General features: G+C 53.8%; 15 protein-coding genes, 2 tRNA genes and 3 other RNA genes. 10 read left to right on the top strand and 10 right to left on the bottom strand.

Annotation, left to right across the window (positions count from 1 at the left end; all coding sequences use genetic code 11):
• Window positions 1-420 carry a DUF3574 domain-containing protein gene (locus tag JGF26_RS01780; RefSeq protein ID WP_134707518.1) on the top strand — a complete coding sequence of 140 codons (420 nt, stop codon included), beginning with the start codon at window positions 1-3 and terminating at the stop codon, window positions 418-420.
• 31 nt (window positions 421-451) lie between these two features.
• Here JGF26_RS01780 and JGF26_RS01775 read toward each other — a convergent pair whose 3' ends face one another.
• Window positions 452-1,636, bottom strand: coding sequence for a nucleoside transporter C-terminal domain-containing protein (locus JGF26_RS01775; protein ID WP_028019106.1), 1,185 nt, complete (start codon window positions 1,634-1,636; stop codon window positions 452-454).
• Between the two features lie 251 nt (window positions 1,637-1,887).
• Here JGF26_RS01775 and efeU point away from each other — a divergent pair, with 251 nt between their 5' ends.
• From efeU to phoH, 4 genes are all read left to right on the top strand, one after another.
• A complete protein-coding gene (efeU, locus tag JGF26_RS01770) occupies window positions 1,888-2,721 on the top strand; it encodes an iron uptake transporter permease EfeU (RefSeq protein WP_129324469.1) in 834 nt (277 codons plus the stop codon).
• Between the two features lie 40 nt (window positions 2,722-2,761).
• Window positions 2,762-3,889: an iron uptake system protein EfeO gene (efeO, locus tag JGF26_RS01765; RefSeq protein ID WP_028019103.1), complete on the top strand. Its 1,128-nt coding sequence runs from the start codon at window positions 2,762-2,764 to the stop codon at window positions 3,887-3,889.
• A gap of 5 nt (window positions 3,890-3,894) precedes the next feature.
• Window positions 3,895-5,178: an iron uptake transporter deferrochelatase/peroxidase subunit gene (gene efeB, locus JGF26_RS01760; protein ID WP_134707520.1), complete on the top strand. Its 1,284-nt coding sequence runs from the start codon at window positions 3,895-3,897 to the stop codon at window positions 5,176-5,178.
• Between the two features lie 501 nt (window positions 5,179-5,679).
• Window positions 5,680-6,468 carry a phosphate starvation-inducible protein PhoH gene (gene phoH, locus JGF26_RS01755; RefSeq protein ID WP_008503509.1) on the top strand — a complete coding sequence of 263 codons (789 nt, stop codon included), beginning with the start codon at window positions 5,680-5,682 and terminating at the stop codon, window positions 6,466-6,468.
• A gap of 81 nt (window positions 6,469-6,549) precedes the next feature.
• Here the strand turns inward: phoH and JGF26_RS01750 are convergent, their stop codons facing one another.
• The 6 genes from JGF26_RS01750 to JGF26_RS01725 form a co-directional block, all read right to left on the bottom strand.
• Window positions 6,550-7,233, bottom strand: a complete 684-nt coding sequence (locus tag JGF26_RS01750) for a DUF2076 domain-containing protein (RefSeq protein ID WP_134707521.1) — start codon at window positions 7,231-7,233, stop codon at window positions 6,550-6,552.
• A 170-nt stretch (window positions 7,234-7,403) separates the two neighbouring features.
• Window positions 7,404-7,541: non-coding RNA, RtT sRNA (locus JGF26_RS01745), on the bottom strand.
• 46 nt (window positions 7,542-7,587) lie between these two features.
• Window positions 7,588-7,725: non-coding RNA, RtT sRNA (locus tag JGF26_RS01740), on the bottom strand.
• Window positions 7,726-7,771: 46 nt separating this feature from the next.
• Window positions 7,772-7,859: transfer RNA gene (locus JGF26_RS01735), tRNA-Ser, on the bottom strand.
• A 137-nt stretch (window positions 7,860-7,996) separates the two neighbouring features.
• A complete protein-coding gene (locus JGF26_RS01730) occupies window positions 7,997-8,674 on the bottom strand; it encodes an isochorismatase family protein (RefSeq protein ID WP_134707522.1) in 678 nt (225 codons plus the stop codon).
• Between the two features lie 20 nt (window positions 8,675-8,694).
• Window positions 8,695-9,555 carry a pirin family protein gene (locus tag JGF26_RS01725; protein WP_128348389.1) on the bottom strand — a complete coding sequence of 287 codons (861 nt, stop codon included), beginning with the start codon at window positions 9,553-9,555 and terminating at the stop codon, window positions 8,695-8,697.
• A 109-nt stretch (window positions 9,556-9,664) separates the two neighbouring features.
• On the opposite strand from JGF26_RS01725, the gene JGF26_RS01720 reads away from it, so the two are divergent.
• Window positions 9,665-10,570: a LysR family transcriptional regulator gene (locus JGF26_RS01720; protein ID WP_049007328.1), complete on the top strand. Its 906-nt coding sequence runs from the start codon at window positions 9,665-9,667 to the stop codon at window positions 10,568-10,570.
• A gap of 132 nt (window positions 10,571-10,702) precedes the next feature.
• Here JGF26_RS01720 and JGF26_RS01715 read toward each other — a convergent pair.
• Both JGF26_RS01715 and JGF26_RS01710 read right to left on the bottom strand, forming a co-directional pair.
• Window positions 10,703-10,839, bottom strand: a non-coding RNA gene (locus JGF26_RS01715) — RtT sRNA.
• Between the two features lie 46 nt (window positions 10,840-10,885).
• Window positions 10,886-10,973 (bottom strand) — tRNA-Ser (locus JGF26_RS01710).
• A 232-nt stretch (window positions 10,974-11,205) separates the two neighbouring features.
• Here JGF26_RS01710 and ghrA point away from each other — a divergent pair.
• The 4 genes from ghrA (at window position 11,206) to JGF26_RS01690 (ending at window position 14,121) form a co-directional block, all read left to right on the top strand.
• Window positions 11,206-12,144, top strand: coding sequence for a glyoxylate/hydroxypyruvate reductase GhrA (ghrA, locus tag JGF26_RS01705; RefSeq protein WP_134707523.1), 939 nt, complete (start codon window positions 11,206-11,208; stop codon window positions 12,142-12,144).
• Between the two features lie 84 nt (window positions 12,145-12,228).
• On the top strand, window positions 12,229-12,966 hold the full coding sequence (locus tag JGF26_RS01700; protein WP_049007577.1) for a phosphatase: 738 nt from the start codon (window positions 12,229-12,231) through the stop codon (window positions 12,964-12,966).
• Between the two features lie 21 nt (window positions 12,967-12,987).
• Entirely contained in the window at window positions 12,988-13,542 is a 555-nt protein-coding gene (locus tag JGF26_RS01695; RefSeq protein ID WP_128348391.1) for a molecular chaperone, read from the top strand.
• A 96-nt stretch (window positions 13,543-13,638) separates the two neighbouring features.
• A complete protein-coding gene (locus JGF26_RS01690; protein ID WP_075204560.1) occupies window positions 13,639-14,121 on the top strand; it encodes a DUF1097 domain-containing protein in 483 nt (160 codons plus the stop codon).
• Between the two features lie 43 nt (window positions 14,122-14,164).
• Here JGF26_RS01690 and csgG read toward each other — a convergent pair whose 3' ends face one another.
• Window positions 14,165-14,998, bottom strand: a complete 834-nt coding sequence (csgG, locus tag JGF26_RS01685) for a curli production assembly/transport protein CsgG (RefSeq protein ID WP_028019093.1) — start codon at window positions 14,996-14,998, stop codon at window positions 14,165-14,167.
• Window positions 14,999-15,008: the final 10 nt, after the last annotated feature.

Genomic DNA, 15,008 nt, shown 5'->3' with positions numbered 1-15,008 from the left:
ATGACAATCAAAACAGGGGTAATGGCAGCGGCATTACTGATGCTGGCTGGCTGCACTGCGCCATCGCAACACGCGGCGGTAGAGACCTGCAAAGCGGATAACCAGATGCAGCAAACCACGCTCTATTTCGGACTGAACCGTCCGGCTGGGGCGCAGATCACCAGTAACGAGTGGAAGCAGTTTGTTGATCAGGACGTTACACCGCGTTTTCGTGACGGTCTGACGGTATTTGATGCGCGTGGGCAGTGGTTGGGGAACGACGGGAAAGTGGCGCGTGAACCGAGTAAAGCATTGATGCTTATCCACGGTAAAGATGCGCAGAGTGAAAAGAACATCGAAGCGTTACGCGGGATTTATAAATCCCGCTTCGCGCAGGAATCGGTGATGCGTGTCGACCAGCCGGTTTGCGTGCAGTTTTAATCACAACGGCGGGGTATCCCGCCGTTCTCATTTACAACACTAAACCCGCAAAACTCGCTGACAGCAGACTCACCAGCGTCGCGCCATACACCAGACGCAAACCAAAACGTGACACTACGTTCCCCTGCTGCTCGTTCAGGCCTTTAATCGCCCCGGCCACAATGCCGATGGATGCAAAGTTCGCGAACGACACCAGGAAGATGGACAAAATGCCCAGCCCGCGCGGTGACATCTCATGGGCGATTTTTTGCAGCTCAATCATCGCCACAAATTCATTCGCCACCAGTTTGGTTGCCATAATACTTCCCGCATTTAAGGCATCGCTCAGAGGAATGCCCACCAGCCACGCCAGGGGATAAAATACATAACCCAGGATTTGCTGGAAGCTCATGCCAAACAGGCTGGAGAAGAGGGCGTTAACGGCGCTAATAAGGGCAATAAAGCCAATCAGCATCGCCAGAATAATCATCGCCACTTTAAAACCAGCCAGAATATACTCGCCGAGCATTTCGAAGAAGCTCTGGGATTCATGCAGTTTTTCAAGTTTGATATCCGGCTCCGCTTCCGGGCGCGCCGGGTTGATAACGGAGAGAATAATAAAGGTGCTGAACATGTTCAGAATCAGCGCCGCCACCACAAATTTGGCATCGAGCATGGTCATATAGGCGCCAACAATCGACAAAGAGACCGTCGACATGGCTGTAGCCGCCATCGTGAAGAGGCGACGTGAGGAGAGATCGCCCAGCACGCCTTTGTAGGCAATGAAGTTTTCAGACTGGCCGAGGATCAATGAACTCACCGCATTAAAGGATTCCAGCTTGCCCATACCGTTCAGTTTTGACAGCAGCGTGCCGATCACCCGAATAAATATCGGCAGAATTCGCCAGTGTTGCAGAATACCGATCAGCGCGGAAATAAAAATAATCGGGCAAAGTACGCCGAGGAAAATGAACGCCAGCCCTTTTTCACCCATTCCGCCAAAGACAAAATTGGTGCCTTCGGCAGCAAATTTCAGCAGTGATTCAAAGAACCCTGAGACGTATTTAATCAGGAATAACCCGCTTTCGGCGTGCAGGAAAAAGAACGCCAGAGCAATCTCAATGACAATCAGCTGTAAAACAAAACGAATGCGAACTTTTCGGCGGTCGAAACTCACCAGCCAGGCCAGCGCAAGAATAATCACCAGCGCCAGCAGGAAATGGACAATCTTAAACATAATTAATTTTCACCAGGTGTTTGAGGCAGGTATTTAGCCACAGCCCTGATTAACCGTAAATGGGCATTTTCGTTATAACTTATAAACTTAACGATAACGACAGCAACTATTACCAGACTTTGCGTTTACAACTCGTCATCAAAACAACACACATTTCGCTTGTTTTTCTCTTCGCCGTAATGATAATCACTATCACAAGAATTTACCTTTCTTTGCATCAGTTGACTGCGATAAACATTTAAGGTGTCGGCATGTTTGTTCCATTTCTCATTATGTTGCGTGAAGGGCTCGAAGCTGCCCTCATCGTCAGTCTCATCGCCAGTTATCTGAAGCGAACCCAGCGCGGACGCTGGATTGGCGTCATGTGGGTGGGGGTGTTCCTTGCCGCGGCGCTCTGTCTGGGCCTGGGCATCCTGATCAATGAAACCACCGGTGAATTCCCGCAGAAAGAGCAGGAGCTGTTTGAAGGCATCGTTGCGGTGATCGCGGTGGTGATCCTCACCTGGATGGTGTTCTGGATGCGTAAAGTCTCCCGTAACGTAAAGGTACAGCTGGAGCAGGCGGTGGATAACGCCCTGCAAAAGAGCAATAACCACGGCTGGGCGCTGATCATGATGGTCTTTTTCGCCGTCGCGCGTGAAGGCCTGGAGTCCGTTTTCTTCCTGCTGGCGGCGTTTCAGCAGGATGTCGGCATTTGGCCGCCGTTAGGTGCGATGCTGGGCCTTGCTACGGCTGTGGTGCTGGGTTTCCTGCTCTACTGGGGCGGCATTCGCCTTAACCTGGGGGCCTTCTTCAAGTGGACGAGTCTGTTTATTCTGCTGGTGGCGGCAGGGCTGGCCGCAGGGGCGATTCGCGCCTTCCATGAAGCGGGCCTGTGGAACCATTTCCAGGACGTGGCGTTTGATCTCAGCAACGTTCTTTCCACCCATTCACTGACCGGCACCCTGCTCGAAGGCATCTTCGGCTATCAGGAAACCCCGAGCGTCAGCGAAGTGGCGATGTACTTTATCTATCTCATTCCGGCGCTGGTGCTGTTCGCAATGCCGCCGCGTACCGGCACGCAGGCGTCGCGCGTTACACCATAATATTTACTTTAGTTACAACATACTTTTAAAGGGAAGAGCCATGGCAATTCAGTTCCGTCGTAGTGCATTATGCGCAGGCATCGCCGCGCTGTTCGCTTCTGCATTCTCCGCCTGGGGTGCGGATGTTCCTCAGGTTAAAGTCACCGTCAATGACAAGCAGTGTGAGCCGATGACCCTCACGGTTAACAGCGGCAAGACCCAGTTTATTATCCAGAACCACAGCCAGAAGGCGCTGGAGTGGGAAATTCTGAAGGGTGTACTGGTGGTGGAAGAGCGCGAAAATATCGCTCCTGGCTTCAGCCAGAAGATGACCGCCAACCTGCAGCCGGGCGAGTATGAGATGACCTGCGGTCTGCTGACTAACCCTAAAGGTAAGCTGATCGTCAAAGGTGAAGCAACGGCCGATGCGACGAAAGGTGCGGCGGTGCTGAGCCTGGGTGAGGCGATTACCGCCTATAAAGCGTATGTCTCCAAAGAGACGGCCGACCTGGTTGCGGGTACTAAAGCCTTTACCGATGCGGTGAAAGCAGGTGATATCGAAAAAGCGAAATCCCTCTATGCGCCAACCCGTCAGCACTACGAGCGTATCGAGCCGATTGCTGAGTTGTTCTCTGACCTTGATGGCAGCATTGATGCCCGCGAAGACGATTTCGAGCAGAAAGCGGCCGATCCGAAATTCACCGGTTTCCACCGTCTGGAGAAAGCCCTGTTTGGCGACAACTCCACCAAAGGGATGGAGAAATACGCTGAGCAACTGAACGGTGACGTGCTGGAGTTGCAAAAGCGCATCAGCGAGCTGGCCTTCCCACCGTCAAAAGTGGTGGGCGGTGCCGCAGGGCTGATTGAAGAAGTGGCCGCCAGCAAAATCAGCGGTGAAGAAGATCGCTACAGCCATACCGACCTGTGGGATTTCCAGGCCAACGTCGACGGTTCACAAAAAATTGTCGATCTGCTGCGTCCTCAACTGCAGAAAGAGAACGGCGAACTGCTGGCTAAAGTGGATGCTAACTTCAAAAAAGTCGACGCCATTCTGGCGAAGTACCGTACCAAAGACGGCTTTGAAACCTACGATAAGCTGACCGATGCCGACCGCAACGCGCTTAAAGGCCCGATTACCGCCCTGGCGGAAGATCTCTCCCTGCTGCGTGGCGTACTGGGTCTGGACTAAGCACGATGAATAAGCATAACGAAAGCGAGGTGGTTGAGCCTTCACGTCGTCGGTTGCTAAAAGGGGTAGGGGCGCTGGGGGGCGCTCTTGCGCTGGCTGGTGGGTGTCCGGTGGCGCATGCGGCGAAACCGCAAAGCGCGCCCGGCACGCTGTCCCCTAATGCTCGCATGGAGACGCAGCCGTTTTACGGTGAACATCAGTCGGGCATTCTGACACCGCAGCAGGCGTCTATGATGCTGGTGGCATTTGACTCACTGGCGAGTGATAAAGCGGATCTGGAGCGTCTGTTCCGTCTGCTGACGACACGTATCGCGTTTCTCACCACAGGCGGGCCGGCACCGGAAACGCCAAATCCGCGTCTTCCGCCCATGGACTCCGGTATCCTGGGGCCGTTTATCGCCCCGGATAACCTGACGATGACCGTTTCGCTCGGTGAATCGCTGTTTGATGCGCGCTATGGACTGGCAAAACAGAAGCCAAAAGCGCTGCAGAAAATGACGCGTTTCCCGAATGACTCGCTGGACGCTGCTCTCTGTCACGGTGACCTGCTTCTGCAGATTTGCGCCAATACCCAGGACACGGTGATCCACGCCCTTCGGGATATTATCAAGCACACGCCGGATCTGTTGAGCGTGCGCTGGAAGCGGGAAGGGTTTATCTCGGACCATGCTGCCCGCAGTAAAGGGAAAGAGACGCCGGTTAACCTGCTGGGCTTTAAGGACGGTACGGCCAACCCGGACAGCCACGATGGTGCGCTCATGAAGGAGGTGGTGTGGGTCACTGCCGATCAGGGCGAACCAACATGGGCCGTTGGGGGAAGTTATCAGGCCGTGCGGATTATTCAGTTCCACGTGGAGTTCTGGGACCGCACACCGCTCAAAGAGCAGCAGACGATTTTTGGTCGTGATAAGCAGAGTGGGGCACCGCTCGGCATGAAGAACGAGCATGACGTGCCCGACTACGCCAGAGATCCCAATGGCGATGTGATTGCGCTGGACAGCCATATTCGTCTGGCTAATCCGCGCACCAAAAATACGCAGTCCAGCCTGATGATGCGCCGTGGCTACAGCTACTCTCTGGGCGTAACCAACTCCGGCCAGCTTGATATGGGGCTGCTGTTCGTCTGCTATCAGCACGATCTGGAAAAAGGCTTCCTGACCGTGCAGAAGCGGCTAAATGGAGAAGCGCTGGAAGAGTACATTAAACCTATCGGCGGCGGCTATTTCTTTGCCCTGCCAGGCGTACGCGATCAACACGCGTATCTCGCTCAAGGGCTGATTGAGGCCTGATCGCTGTCCCTGCGCCACGTTCGCAGGGACATTATTTTTTCATATGACGATTCTGTTGTTATATTTCTGTAATATTTCTGTATGAGACTGATTTCAACTGTAGGGACAGTCTTAAAGGTTGCAATCAGGTAAAATAAATGTTGCATTTATGATAACACCTGATGTAATTAAGATAAGACAGCGGTAGTTCCCGGCAGTGATGCTGAATCACTATGGAGATCGCGAATGGTTGCGTCCTGTACTGGACATGGTAAACACAACAACCGCAGCACCCGGCGCGGAGGCTCAGACTCCGGCAGCGATTTCCTCACTACTAAATTCTCCCCCCTTCCTCAAGAATCTCATTCGACCGACGTGCAGAACGGTGCGCGTAGCTGTTCCGTATCGTCATCCGATAAAGCAAGCAATGGCTTACAAGGAAGCCAACCCTCTGATGTTCGTGCGCATAATCGTGCTGAAACTGGCGCGTGTGATGAATACCAACAACTCAAGGTGCTATCCATGGGAAGACAAAAAGCAGTGATCAAAGCTCGTCGCGAAGCAAAACGTGTGCTGAGACGGGATTCACGTAGCCATAAACAGCGTGAAGAAGAATCGGTCACCTCGCTTGTGCAGATGAGTGGCGTAGAAGCAATTGGCATGGCGCGGGACAGCCGTGACAATTCTCCAATTGTGGCGCGCAATGAGGCTCAGGCGCACTACCTGAATGCTATCGAGAGTAAACAGCTCATCTTTGCAACCGGTGAAGCCGGATGCGGGAAAACCTGGATCAGTGCAGCCAAAGCGGCGGAAGCGCTGATCCATAAGGACGTGGAGAGGATTATTGTCACCCGTCCGGTACTGCAAGCTGATGAAGATCTCGGCTTCTTGCCCGGAGACATTTCGGAGAAGTTTGCCCCATACTTCAGGCCTGTCTATGACGTGCTGGTGAAGCGACTGGGGGCTTCCTTTATGCAGTACTGCCTGCGGCCAGAGATTGGCAAGGTGGAAATCGCGCCGTTCGCCTATATGCGCGGACGTACATTTGAAAATGCGGTCGTCATTCTTGACGAGGCTCAGAACGTGACCGCTGCGCAAATGAAGATGTTTTTGACGCGCCTCGGGGAGAACGTGACGGTTATCGTTAACGGCGATATTACCCAGTGTGACCTGCCATCCGGCGTGAAATCCGGACTGAGCGACGCTATGTCACGTTTTGAGGAAGATGAGATGATTGGGGTGGTCCGCTTCACCAAAGATGACTGCGTGCGATCGGCGCTGTGTCAGCGCACGCTGCAAGCGTATTATTGAGTTTGCTGTTCTGTTCAAAGCCCGGGAAACCGGGCTTTGTTTTTTTCCCTTGTATGTTTAAAGCCACTTTAGTTAACGTCGTTAAATAAAACTGTCGTCATCATCGCTGTAGTCGTCATCTGCATCGTCGTTCTGCCAGGTGTCGTTATTATTGCCGAACGGATCGTCCTGGTTGAGGAAGCGGGTGTCAGAGACATTATTAACGTCGCCGTATTGATTACCGATAAACGACTCATTACCGGCGGGCGTTGTCGGTTCTTCGATGATGTTCACGATCTCTTCCGGCCGCGACTGATGGAACATACTGGTCAGCATCTCGGCCAGCACGACCCCACCGGCCACGCCAGCGGCTGTTTGCAGCGCGCCTGCCATAAAACTGCCGCCGCGAGGAGCCGAAGCCGGCGCTGCCGCCCGTGAATAATCCTGCGCCGGTGGCTGTTGCTGCTGGGCATTCCAGCTGTTGTCCGGCTGCGGGTTGCTTTTCCCGCCACCAAACAGGCCGCCGAGGAAACTGCCGCCCGTCGAGGGTTTGCTTTTTTGCGCGGCTAATTCGCTTTCAAGCTCCTGAACCCGGGTCTGTAGGCGTTTCAGCGCCGCTTCCTGAATCAAAATCGATTGCGCCATATAGTAGGGGGCCGCAGGCTGCTGTCTGACGAATTCCGCGATCTGACGCTCTGCATCGGCATCCCGTTGGCTGTTTTGGTGTTCGGTCTGTTTCAGACGTTCGAAAAGGCCGTTGATTAGCTGCTGTTCTTCATATTGCATGACAATAACCTTCCGCTCTCCAGGGGGGATACCGCCTAGTTTATCAGCGGTGATAAACTGTGTCTGGCGAGTGAAATGTTTGTTTAAGATTGGTTGCAAGTTAGCTGAAACTCGCTCTGCTTTTGGGCGAAAAAAAAGCCCGTACTTTCGTACGAGCTCTTCTTTAAATATGGCGGTGAGGGGGGGATTGACTCGCTTTGCTCGCCCTGCGGGCAGCCTGTTCGCTGCGCTCTCAGTCTGTCCAACTGGCTGTCGCCAGTTGTCGAACCCCGGTCGGGGATTTTCATCCCCCCCAGCATGAGTGCAACATGCGAAAAAAAAGCCCGCATTTTCATGCGAGCTCTTCTTTAAAGATGGCGGTGAGGGGGGGATTGACTCGCTTTGCTCGCCCTGCGGGCAGCCTGTTCGCTGCGCTCTCAGTCTGTCCAACTGGCTGTCGCCAGTTGTCGAACCCCGGTCGGGGATTTTCATCCCCCCCTGCATGAGTGCAACATGCGAAAAAAAAGCCCGCATTTTCATGCGAGCTCTTCTTTAAAGATGGCGGTGAGGGGGGGATTCGAACCCCCGATACGTTGCCGTATACACACTTTCCAGGCGTGCTCCTTCAGCCACTCGGACACCTCACCATATTGTTTTGCTGCCTGACCGCTTGGGGGGCAACGGGGCGCTACTATAGGGAGTTGCGCTAAAACGGTCAAGCAGATTTTCTGCTTTAGTGCCTGTTCGGTTAAGCCTTAATCAGCTCATGTCGCTTAGAGCCGGATTAACGCTGTGAATCGAGCACTTCGCTGTTTTTTACCACTTCCTGTGCTTTGCCGTAGCTTTCGATCAACAGCTGATAAGCCGGGAAGATGTGGGTATACACCTCGGCCCACATGGCCGCGTCTTCACGGTTCCAGGTTCGCTGGATTTCTGAGGCGACTGCCGCTGTATCCATTGGCACTACGCCAGCCTGGACGACACGAGCCAGGGTGATCTCTTGTGCCATTTTGCTGTAGGTACCGGACGCATCGATCACCGCAAAGACTTTATAACCATCAGCAACCGCACTAATTGACGGGAAAGCCATGCAAACGCTGGTGATGGTACCCGCGATAATCAGCGTGCTGCGCCCGGTGGCTTTCACTGCCGCCACAAATTCCGGGTTATCCCAGGCGTTAATCTCTCCTTTACGTGGTACGTACTGCGCATGCGGCGCGTTGGCGTGGATTTCCGGGATAAGCGGGCCATTCGGCCCCTGGGGAACGGACGCTGTCGTGATTACCGGGATCTTCGCCAGGGTAGCGATCTTTGCCAGCGCTGCCGCACGGGCACGCAGTTCCGGCATTGGCATATCCCCAACGGTCTGGAAAAGACCGCTCTGGTGATCGATAAGCAACATCACCGCATCGTTCACATCAATAACCGGACGCGCTCCGTTGAAATTTGCAGGTGTGGACATTTTCTTCTCCTTTATTACGTTCAGATCTGGCCGAAGCGGCCGGAGTTGAAATCACGAATGGCTTCGTTGATTTCGCTTTTACTGTTCATGACAAACGGGCCGTAGCCCACAATGGGTTCGTTCAGTGGCTCACCGGCCATCAGCAGCACTTTTGCATCGCTACTGGCTTCCAGATGCACTTTGTCGCCTTGCTGGCTTAAGACGACCAGTTGCGCTTCACCCGCTTCAGCCGTGCCGTTTACCGTGACGTTACCTTCCAGTACCACCAGCGCGGTGCTCCAGCCTTCTGGCTGATTGAGCGTCAAATGGCTTCCCTGATTCAGCGCAATATCCCAGACATTCAGCGGTGAAAAGGTGTGAGCCGGGCCGGTCACATCCTGGTAGCGACCGGCAATAACTCTCAGCGTGCCGCTGTTATCCAAAAGCGTCACGACTGGAATGTCGCTTTTGGTGATGCTCTGGTAGCCCGGTGCCGCCATCTTGTCTTTCGCCGGAAGGTTGACCCAAAGCTGCATCATTTTGAGTTCTCCGCCTTTCTGCGAGAACGCGCTGGAGTGGAACTCCTCGTGCAAAATGCCTGCGCCTGCCGTCATCCACTGCACGTCGCCGGGGCCAATTACACCGCCTTTGCCCGTGGAGTCACGATGCTCGACTTCACCGGAATAGACGATAGTGACCGTTTCGAAACCCCGGTGAGGATGTTGGCCTACGCCGCGTTTCGCACCATCTGCCGGAAAGGTGTATGGGCCCGCGTAGTCCAGCAGCAGGAACGGGCTGAGAGGCTCCCCGTGCGTCTGATAAGAGAACATTGAACGGACCGGGAAACCGTCGCCCACCCAGTGCTGTCGGGGAGCGGTATAAACACCTGTTACGTTTTTCATGATGAACTCCTGATGTTCAGTTGATGCAATTAGCTTATATTCAGGTTTAATATCCCGGTAGATAGTGAAAATGGCATTCACTGTTCTAATAATGGAACGATGAGGATTTATGCAGGATCTCAATGACTTCGTCTGGTTTGTGAAGGTGGTGGATTACGGTGGCTTTGCGGCGGCGGGAAGGGCGCTTGACCTGCCAAAGTCCAGGCTAAGCCGCCGGATCGCGCAGTTGGAAGAGCGCCTTGGCGTGCGGCTCATCCACCGAACAACCCGGCAATTTACGGTGACTGAGGTCGGGCAGACTTTCTATCAGCACTGTAAAGCGATGATGGTGGAGGCGGAGGCGGCAGAAGAGGCCGTGGCGGCACTGCAGGCAGAACCGCGCGGCATTGTCAGGATCACCTGCCCGATAACCCTGTTGCATGTCCATGTTGGTCCGATGCTGGCAAGATTTATGGCGCGTTATCCCGGCATCAATCTTCAGCTTGAGGCTACCAATCGACGGGTAGACCTGGTGGGAGAGGGCGTGGATATCGCGATCCGCGTCCGCCCTCGCCCGTTTGATGACAGCGATCTGGTGTTAAGGGTGCTGGCTGACAGGGGGCATTGTCTGGTCGCGAGTCCGGCGTTGATTCAACGCATGGGAGAACCGATAGCCCCGTCTGAACTCAGTGCCTGGCCCGGGCTAAGCATGAACGAGGGGAAACATATTCATAAATGGGCACTGTCCGGGCCTGGAGGTGCTAAAGCGGAGATCCATTATCACCCTCGATTGATCACCACCGATATGCTTGCGCTACGTGAAGCTGCCATGGCTGGCATCGGCGTGGTGCAGCTGCCGATTTTGATGGTGAAGGATCAGCTGGCGTCAGGCGAACTGATTCGGGTACTTGAGGCCTGGGAACCCAGACGGGAAGTGATTCACGCTGTTTATCCATCAAGACGCGGGTTGTTACCTTCTGTCAGGACGCTGGTGGATTTTCTGACCGAAGAATATGCGAAGATGGTTGAAGAATAGTTTTTTGTAGGTCGGGTAAGTGCAGCGCCACCCGACATAAAGAGCGCAGGGAGTCTCTGGATTCTCATCCCCCCGCAGCGTGCAATATGCGAAAAAAAAGCCCGTACTTTCGTACGAGCTCTTTTTTAAATATGGCGGTGAGGGGGGGATTGACTCGCTTTGCTCGCCCTGCGGGCAGCCTGTTCGCTGCGCTCTCAGTCTGTCCAACTGGCTGTCGCCAGTTGTCGAACCCCGGTCGGGGATTCTCATCCCCCCTGCATGAGTGCGACATGCGAAAAAAAAGCCCGCATTTTCATGCGAGCTCTTCTTTAAATATGGCGGTGAGGGGGGGATTCGAACCCCCGATACGTTGCCGTATACACACTTTCCAGGCGTGCTCCTTCAGCCACTCGGACACCTCACCATATTGTCATCCCGTTGTTACCGGGACGGGCGCTAATGTAAGGAAAAGCCGAACTGCCGTCAACTCACTTTTTCAGTAATTTAGCGTGTTTAGACAAACTTCAGGCAACCTGATTCTTAAATGTGCTGAAAGCGTCTTTTTTATCAGCAGCACAGTCGCGCAATAAATTTGTTATGCTGGCAATCCAGTTGAAAATCAGAATAATTCAGCGCAATAAAAGGCAGGAATGACTATGGATATACTCTTCTATCACCCCACGTTTGATGCGGCATACTGGATCAAGGCGCTTACCGCGGCGTTACCCGGCGCACGCGTTCGCGAGTGGAAGCGGGGTGACAACGAACATGCTGACTACGCGCTGGTCTGGCATCCGCCGGTAGAAATGCTGCAGGGGCGTAAACTGAAAGCTGTCTTTGCCCTGGGCGCCGGTGTGGACTCCATTCTGAGCAAGCTGAAGGCTCACCCGGAAATGCTGCCGGAAGATATTCCTCTTTTCCGTCTCGAAGACACCGGTATGGGCCAGCAAATGCAGGAGTATGCCGTGAGCCAGGTTCTGCACTGGTTCCGCCGCTTTGATGACTATCAGGCATTAAAACAGCAATCCCACTGGGAACCGCTGCCTGATTATCAGCGCGAAGATTTTACCATTGGTATCCTCGGTGCTGGTGTGCTGGGTTCAAAAGTGGCGGAAGCGCTTGCACCGTGGGGCTTTCCGCTGCGCTGCTGGAGCCGCAGCCGCAAGGATTATCCAGGCGTTAAGAGCTTTGCCGGCACGGATGAACTGCCGGACTTTCTCAACGGCACGCGCGTGCTCATCAACCTGCTGCCCAACACGGCGGAAACAGTCGGCATCATCAATGAATCGTTGCTCAACCTGTTAGCCGATGAGAGCTACCTGATGAACCTGGCGCGCGGGGTGCATCTGGTCGAGCCCGATCTGCTGAAGGCCCTGGACAGCGGAAAGCTAAAAGGCGCCATGCTGGATGTCTACAGCCGCGAGCCGCTGCCTGCGGAAAGCCCTCTGTGGGCGCATCCGCGTGTGGCCATGACCCCGCACGTGGCTGCCGTGACGCGTCCGGCAGAAGCGGTGGCGTATATATCCCATACCATTAGCGAAATGGAAAAGGGTAATGCAGTCACCGGACAGGTCGACAGGCAGCGCGGCTACTGAGAGAAACCCGGCGTTCGCCGGGTTTTTGCTAATATTCGCCGCTGATAACTGCTATCCTTTGGAAAAACCGCAGAGGAGAGAGAGATGTATCCCGTTGACCTGCATATGCACACCGTCGCCAGCACCCACGCGTATAGCAATCTCCACGATTATATCGCCCAGGCCAAGCTTAAAGGCATCAAGCTGTTCGCGATAACCGATCATGGCCCGGACATGGCGGATGCGCCGCACTACTGGCATTTTGTGAATATGCGGATTTGGCCACGTCTGGTTGACGGCATTGGGATACTGCGTGGTATCGAGGCGAACATTAAAAATACCGACGGTGAAATTGACTGCACCGGTCCGATGCTCACTTCCCTGGATCTGATCCTGGCCGGTTTCCACGAGCCGGTATTCCCTCCACAAGACAAAGAGACAAACACCACGGCGATGATTGCCACTATTGCCAGCGGCAATGTGCATATTATAAGCCACCCGGGTAATCCAAAATATCCGATTGATATTCAGGCTGTCGCTCAGGCGGCAGCGAAACACCGCGTGGCGCTGGAGATTAACAACTCCTCCTTTGTTCACTCGCGTAAGGGCAGTGAAGCAAACTGCCGTGAAGTGGCCGCTGCCGTGCGAGATGCCGGAGGTATGGTGGCGCTGGGCTCTGACTCCCATACCGCGTTTACGCTGGGTGATTTTAGTGAGTGCCTGAAGGTGCTTAATGACGTTAACTTCCCGGAAGCGCAAATCCTGAACGTGACCCCACGCCGGCTGCTCGATTTCCTCGAGTCGCGCGGCATGGAACCGATTGACGAATTTGCCGATCTTTAATTGTGTAATGGAATAATAAAAATGAACGAGTTCTCCATCCTTTGTCGCGTGCTGGGTACGCTCTATTATCGCCAGCCGCAAGACCCTCTGTTGGTTCCGCTCTTTACGTTAATTCGTGAAGGTAAACTGGCGCAGAACTGGCCGCTGGAACAGGATGAGTTACTGGAGCGTCTGCAAAAAAGCTGCGATATGCAGCAGGTAGCGACCGACTACAATGCGCTGTTCGTGGGTGATGAATGCCGCGTTTCGCCATACCGTTCTGCCTGGCAGGAAGGGGCGACAGAAGCGGAAGTCCGTGCTTTCCTCTCCACTCGCGGTATGCCGTTGAGCGATACACCAGCCGACCATATTGGTACGCTGCTGTTGGCTGCATCCTGGATCGAAGACAACGCAGGTGATGATGAGAATGAAGCTATCGAAACCTTGTTCGAAACGTATCTGTTGCCATGGGTCGGAACGTTCCTTGGCAAAGTCGAAGCACATGCGACTTCGCCATTCTGGAGAACGCTGGCTCCGCTGACTCGAGACGCCATCGCGGCAATGTGGGATGAGCTGGAAGAAGAATACGAAGAGTGATTTAGATCACATTAACTATGCAACTATACATTTCAACTTGCACGTAATGTGCTAGTGATCTCATTTCTATGGTGCGCTTCTGCTAAGATGCGCACCATGAACATATTACTTTGTATCGCATTAACCACTGGTATTCTCTCCGGGCTTTGGGGATGGGTAGCCGTGTCTCTCGGGCTGCTCAGCTGGGCTGGGTTTCTTGGCTGCACGGCCTATTTCGCCTGCCCGCAGGGGGGTGTTAAAGGTCTCTTTATTTCAGGCTGCACCCTGATGAGCGGTGTTATCTGGGCACTGGTGATTATGAAAGGCAGCGCGCTGGCCCCGCATCTGGAGATGCTGGGGTATGTCATGACGGGCGTGGTTGCTTTTTTGATGTGCATCCAGGCAAAACATCTGTTGCTTTCGTTCGTGCCGGGAACTTTTATGGGGGCGTGTGCGACCTTTGCAGGGCAGGGTGACTGGAAACTGGTTGTCCCCTCGCTGGCGCTGGGGTTGCTGTTTGGCTACGCCATGAAGAACAGCGGTCTTTGGCTGGCGGCGCGGCGGGAAAAAGCGCAAAGCATCACTGCGGTGAGTGAATAAAAAAAGGCGAGATAATCATCTCGCCTTTTTTATGCGCTTCCTGTCAGGATTCCGGAGGAACTGACATATCGCGGTATTTCACCAGGATCGGGTTCTGCACGTCTGCTTTGTTTTGCAAATCCCACAACCCGCGATCGATACCATCGTTAATTAAGAAGATAACGCCGGTTTCAATGGCAGACATCAGGCACATCATGACCGGTTCGTTAGAGGTGTAACCAATTTCACCCTCCAGCAAACGCTGGTAGTCGATGAAGCGGAATACCCCAGCCTGCACTTCATAAGACAGAATGGTTTTGCTGGTGTTCACCGAAGAGAGCACTTCGCCCGTACTGACGTTAACCACACGCAGGTTAACGGCGATTTGGTCGAGCTGATACTGGGTATCAGCGCCGATACCGAAGTAACGTGCTCCTACACCACCCGATTTAACGTTACTTTCGTAACCGATAATCGAACCTTCAATCATGACATTCGCGGCTGCCAGAGATTGCAGAGGCGTCCGGTTATTGTCCGCGACGGTGCCGTTTTCCTGTGCTGCACGAATAATTTTACGTTCATTCAACAGGTTCTGTAGCCCCTGGCGTTCCAGAGGAATAAACCAGTGTGAATCCTTGAGTGCGGTAACCAGCATGGCAGTGGCGCTTTGCGGCACCGCTGTGGAGAAGTTACTTGCCGGGTAAGGTTTAAATTGCCCGGTTTCATCCTGAATGTTGTAAACAGAGACAAATATCTTACCGGTTGGTGACGGTAAATGTGTTAAATCACGATAACTTTGGGCCCGAGGCATTAAAGTAGGTTTTGCAGCTTCTTTAGGTGGAGCAGTTAAACAACCGCTCAATAAGCACACTGCAACAAATATCAGGAAGCGCTGCATGATCATTGTC

Source organism: Enterobacter sp. E1, from assembly GCF_016809815.1.
In the GTDB taxonomy this organism is placed as follows: Bacteria; Pseudomonadota; Gammaproteobacteria; order Enterobacterales; family Enterobacteriaceae; genus Enterobacter; species Enterobacter adelaidei.
The sequence above is the reverse complement of the archived record's forward strand: the minus strand, read 5'-3'. Positions and strand labels throughout refer to the sequence as shown.

Coding starts and splice junctions, on each gene's coding strand:
- JGF26_RS01725 (WP_128348389.1), bottom strand. CDS start 9,555: ATGAAAAACGTAACAGGTGTTTATACCGCTCCCCGACAGCACTGGGTG.
- JGF26_RS01700 (WP_049007577.1), top strand. CDS start 12,229: ATGTATCCCGTTGACCTGCATATGCACACCGTCGCCAGCACCCACGCG.
- JGF26_RS01730 (WP_134707522.1), bottom strand. CDS start 8,674: ATGTCCACACCTGCAAATTTCAACGGAGCGCGTCCGGTTATTGATGTG.
- JGF26_RS01780 (WP_134707518.1), top strand. CDS start 1: ATGACAATCAAAACAGGGGTAATGGCAGCGGCATTACTGATGCTGGCT.
- ghrA (WP_134707523.1), top strand. CDS start 11,206: ATGGATATACTCTTCTATCACCCCACGTTTGATGCGGCATACTGGATC.
- JGF26_RS01775 (WP_028019106.1), bottom strand. CDS start 1,636: ATGTTTAAGATTGTCCATTTCCTGCTGGCGCTGGTGATTATTCTTGCG.
- phoH (WP_008503509.1), top strand. CDS start 5,680: ATGGGAAGACAAAAAGCAGTGATCAAAGCTCGTCGCGAAGCAAAACGT.
- efeO (WP_028019103.1), top strand. CDS start 2,762: ATGGCAATTCAGTTCCGTCGTAGTGCATTATGCGCAGGCATCGCCGCG.
- JGF26_RS01750 (WP_134707521.1), bottom strand. CDS start 7,233: ATGCAATATGAAGAACAGCAGCTAATCAACGGCCTTTTCGAACGTCTG.
- JGF26_RS01720 (WP_049007328.1), top strand. CDS start 9,665: ATGCAGGATCTCAATGACTTCGTCTGGTTTGTGAAGGTGGTGGATTAC.
- JGF26_RS01695 (WP_128348391.1), top strand. CDS start 12,988: ATGAACGAGTTCTCCATCCTTTGTCGCGTGCTGGGTACGCTCTATTAT.
- JGF26_RS01690 (WP_075204560.1), top strand. CDS start 13,639: ATGAACATATTACTTTGTATCGCATTAACCACTGGTATTCTCTCCGGG.
- csgG (WP_028019093.1), bottom strand. CDS start 14,998: ATGCAGCGCTTCCTGATATTTGTTGCAGTGTGCTTATTGAGCGGTTGT.
- efeU (WP_129324469.1), top strand. CDS start 1,888: ATGTTTGTTCCATTTCTCATTATGTTGCGTGAAGGGCTCGAAGCTGCC.
- efeB (WP_134707520.1), top strand. CDS start 3,895: ATGAATAAGCATAACGAAAGCGAGGTGGTTGAGCCTTCACGTCGTCGG.